At 73.5% G+C, this 3655-nt stretch carries 4 protein-coding genes; 3 read left to right on the top strand and 1 reads right to left on the bottom strand.

Features of this window, described 5'->3' with window-relative positions:
• The 3 genes from ABD194_RS20630 to ABD194_RS20620 form a co-directional block, all read left to right on the top strand.
• Window positions 1-1054, top strand: a 1054-nt coding sequence (locus tag ABD194_RS20630; protein ID WP_425580039.1) for a GTP pyrophosphokinase, incomplete at its 5' end; no start/stop codon positions are given.
• A gap of 138 nt (window positions 1055-1192) precedes the next feature.
• Window positions 1193-1639 carry a YciI family protein gene (locus ABD194_RS20625; RefSeq protein ID WP_343995019.1) on the top strand — a complete coding sequence of 149 codons (447 nt, stop codon included), beginning with the start codon at window positions 1193-1195 and terminating at the stop codon, window positions 1637-1639.
• Complete coding sequence (locus tag ABD194_RS20620; protein ID WP_343995017.1) at window positions 1640-2911, top strand: DUF6596 domain-containing protein; 1272 nt, start codon at window positions 1640-1642, stop codon at window positions 2909-2911.
• On the opposite strand, the gene ABD194_RS20615 is transcribed toward ABD194_RS20620, so the two are convergent.
• Window positions 2898-3440 carry a DinB family protein gene (locus ABD194_RS20615; protein ID WP_343995015.1) on the bottom strand — a complete coding sequence of 181 codons (543 nt, stop codon included), beginning with the start codon at window positions 3438-3440 and terminating at the stop codon, window positions 2898-2900. The genes ABD194_RS20620 and ABD194_RS20615 overlap by 14 nt on opposite strands.
• Window positions 3441-3655 lie beyond the last annotated feature (215 nt).

Raw genomic sequence — 3655 nt, 5'->3', positions numbered from 1 at the left:
GCAGGATGGCCGCATGGCCGAGAGCAAGGGTGCAGGGGCGACCGACGAGGCGACGACGCCGCCGACCGAGATCAGCGAGGCGGCGACGGCATACGCGGCGGTGCGCCCCGACCTCCAGGCGGCAACGGGACTGTTCGTCGAGATGGTCACCGGGCTGCTCGACGATGCGGGCATCAACTACCTCAGCGTGACGGGCCGCACCAAGACCGTGGCCTCGTTCGCCGCCAAGGCCGAGCGCCGCCGCGACGGGAAGCTGCTCTACCCCGAGCCGTTGACCGACATCACCGACCAGATCGGCGTCCGCGTCATCACCTACGTCCACGACGACGTCGCAGCCGTGGCAGAGCTGCTGGGCGAGGAGCTCGCCGTCCTCGACGACCGGGACCTGGGCCTCGAGACCGCGCGCGCCGGCCGGTTCGGCTACGCCAGCCGGCACCTGCTGGTCTCCGTCGACGCCAGCCGCACGGTGCCCGCGGCCTACCAGCCGCTGCGTCGGCTGAGCGCCTCCGTGCAGATCCGCACCGTCCTGCAGCACGCCTGGGCCGAGTTCGAGCACGACATCCGCTACAAGGGCACCATCCCCGAGGAGCACGCCCACGAGCTGGACCGCCGGTTCACCCTGGCCGCCGGGCTCATCGAGCTGGCCGACCGTGAGTTCTCCGCCATCCGCGACCGCCTCCAGATGGCCGTGCCGCCGACCCTGGCCGTTCCGGCCGAGCACGACCCGCGGATCAGCGCGCAGGACCTCGCGAAGTTCCTCGCCTCGCGCTACGCCGGCGCCGGCTGGGCCCGCACCGACCACTACACCTGGGTCTCCGGCCTGCTGCTCGAGCTCGGCATCACCTCCGTCGACGCCCTCGAGGAGGTGATCGCACCCGTCGACGGCGCCGACCTGATCGAGCGCATGGGCTACAAGTACCCGCCCGGTGCGGTGCGCCGCCTCGACGACGCCCTGCTGGCCACCTTCGGCACGCGCTACCTCGAGCTCGAGGGCAACGCCCACCGGCGGGCGTCCCTCGAGGCGCGCCTGCAGCGCCTCGGCACGCGCGACTGAGCAGTCTCGCGGGCCGTCCCGAGAAAGTCGCGAAGGCGTGTCGATTCCTCGCGGCCGAGTTCGTCAGGATGATGTGGCGAGGGTCGCCACCTGCGCAGGCAGCATCGCCCTGCGCACCCGCTCGAGGAGGAGCCGGCCATGACCGAGACATACGCATACCTGATCCACGAGCCCGACTGGGACTCCGACACCTTCCTCGACGCCGCGGCTGGCGCCGGCTCAGCCCCCGCCGGGAGGGACCCGGGAGCCCCGGGCGCCGCGTCCACCGGGGAGGCACCCGCCACCGGGGGGACGTTCCCCGAGCACCAGGCCTTCCAGAAGGCCGTCGCCGAGCTCGGAGCCCGCATCGTCGGCGGCGCCGCCCTGCAGAGCCAGCGTCACGGCGGCGTCGTGACCCCCGGCTCGGGTGACCGGCTCGTCGAGGACGCCGTCTACACCGACGGCCCGTTCCCCGACACCTCCGAGGTCATCACCGGCTTCTACCTCGTCGAGGCCGACGACGAGGACACCGCCCGTCGCATCGCCGCCCTGGTGCCCACCGGTGGCCACATCGAGTGGCGCAAGGTCTTCCCGACGGGGATGTGAGTGCCGCTCGGGACGGGTGAGTTCGAGGAGGCGTGGCCGCGCATCGTGCGCGCCCTCGCCTCCTTCACCGGCAGCCTCGACGACGCGGAGGAGTATGCCGCCGAGGCCGTCGCGCGGGCAGCGGCGCACGAGCGCGCCGCAGGCCGCCCCATCGAGTCGTATGCCGCCTGGTGCACGTCCGTGGCCAAGCGCGCCTGGCTCGACGACGCCCGCCGGCGCGCAGTGGAGCGACGCCTTGCACCGCAGCTCGCCCGTCCCGAGGTGGATGCTCCCACCGACCCGTCCGGCCACGCCGTCATGGACGCCGACCTCTCCCGCCAAGGCCTCGACGACCGCCTCGCGTTGCTCTTCGTGGCGTGCGACGAGGCGCTCTCCCCCACCTCGCGCATGGTCCTGGCACTGCGGGTCGTCTGCGGGCTGACGATTCCCGAGATCGCCGGGCACCTCGGCGTGCAGGACACTGCTGCCGCAGCTCGGCTCACCCGCGCGAAGCGCGCGCTCGCCGAGGCCCGCGGCGCCTTCCACGTGCCGCCGCCGGTCGAGCAGGAGCGGCGACTGCCCGTCGTGCTCGCCTGTGTCGCAGCCATGTTCACCGTGGCGCACCGCACGGCCCTCGACCCCGCCGACGCCCTGTCCGACACCGGCCGCCAGGCGCTGTCCATCGCCGACGCACTCGTCGCCACCTTCCCCCGCGACACCGAGGTCCGCGGCCTGCGCGCGGTCATCCGGCTCGGCCTCGCTCGCCGCCCGGGACGGCTCGACCCCACGGGCACGGCCCTCGCCCTCGACGAGGTGGACCGCACGCGGTGGGACCGTTCACTGCTGGCCGCCGGGCTCGACGACGCCACGATCGCGGCGGCAGGCGACGGACGCTTTGCCATCGAGGCGGCGATCGCCGGCCTGCACTCCGTCGCACCCTCCCTCGAGCGCACCGACTGGCCACGCATCGCCCTGCTCTACGGTGCGCTCGAGGAGCGCTGGCCCTCCCCCTCGGTCCGGGTCGCCCGCCTCGTCGCCACGGCGCACGCCGTCCTCGCCGGCGAGGACGGCGGGGCGACGACGTCGCTCACCGAGGTGGAGCGGGAGCTCACGTCCCTCGAGACGCGCGGGCCGGCATACGCGAGCCGTGACGCCGCGCTCGCCCTCGCCGACCTGGAGTGGCGCACGGAACGGCGGGAGCAGGCGGCCCAGCGCTACCGCGACCTCGCCGAGGTCCTCGACGTGGAGCCGTTGCGCCGCTTCTGCCTGCGGCGGGCGCTCACTCCCCCGTGACGCCGTCGATCGCCTCACGGAGGAGGTCCGCGTGCCCGTTGTGCCGGGCGTACTCCTCGATCATGTGCAGCAGGATCCACCGCAGCGTGAACGACTGGTTCTCCTTCCGCGACACGGTCGCCGACCGGAACTCGAGGCCGCCCTCGGCGAGCGCCGCGTCGATGTCACGACGCGCCTGCTCGACCGACTCGTCCATCAGCCGGCGCAGCTCCTCCGGGCTGTCGTCCTTCGCCGAGGTCAGCTCCCAGTCGCGGTCGGCGTCCCAGTCGGCGCTCACCCACGGCTCCGGCATCGGCCGCCCGTGCAGCACCTCGCCGAACCAGCTCGCCTCGTTGAGCGCCACGTGCTTGAGCAGGCCGCCCAGGGTCAGGCTGGACGGCGGGAGCGGGCGCGCCAGCTGCTCGGCGGTCAGCCCCGCGGCCTTCATCCGGAGCGTGTCCCGGTGGTAGTCGAGGAAGGCCACCAGGGTGGTCGCCTCGTCGGCGTCGAGCGGCGGGTCGGTGCGGTGCGCCTGCGGTGGGGTCGTCATGTGACCGACGCTAGTGTCCGAGGCGCGAAAAACGCCTGCCCGTTTCCCGCTCCGGGAGCACACTGGCCCCGTGCCGTCATCGAGCCAGTGGGTCGCGTTCCTCGTCGCGTCGATCCTCTTCATCCAGGTCCCGGGCCCCAGCCTGCTCTTCACCATCGGGCGCGCCCTGACCGTGGGCCGCCGTGAGGCGCTGCTGTCGGTCGCCGGGAACGCGA

It is taken from the genome of Terrabacter terrae (assembly GCF_039529575.1).
GTDB lineage: Bacteria > Actinomycetota > Actinomycetes > Actinomycetales > Dermatophilaceae > Terrabacter > Terrabacter terrae.
Note: the sequence above shows the minus strand (reverse complement) of the source record. Positions and strands in the feature narration are given on the sequence as shown.

Coding starts and splice junctions, on each gene's coding strand:
- ABD194_RS20625 (WP_343995019.1), top strand. CDS start 1,193: ATGACCGAGACATACGCATACCTGATCCACGAGCCCGACTGGGACTCC.
- ABD194_RS20615 (WP_343995015.1), bottom strand. CDS start 3,440: ATGACGACCCCACCGCAGGCGCACCGCACCGACCCGCCGCTCGACGCC.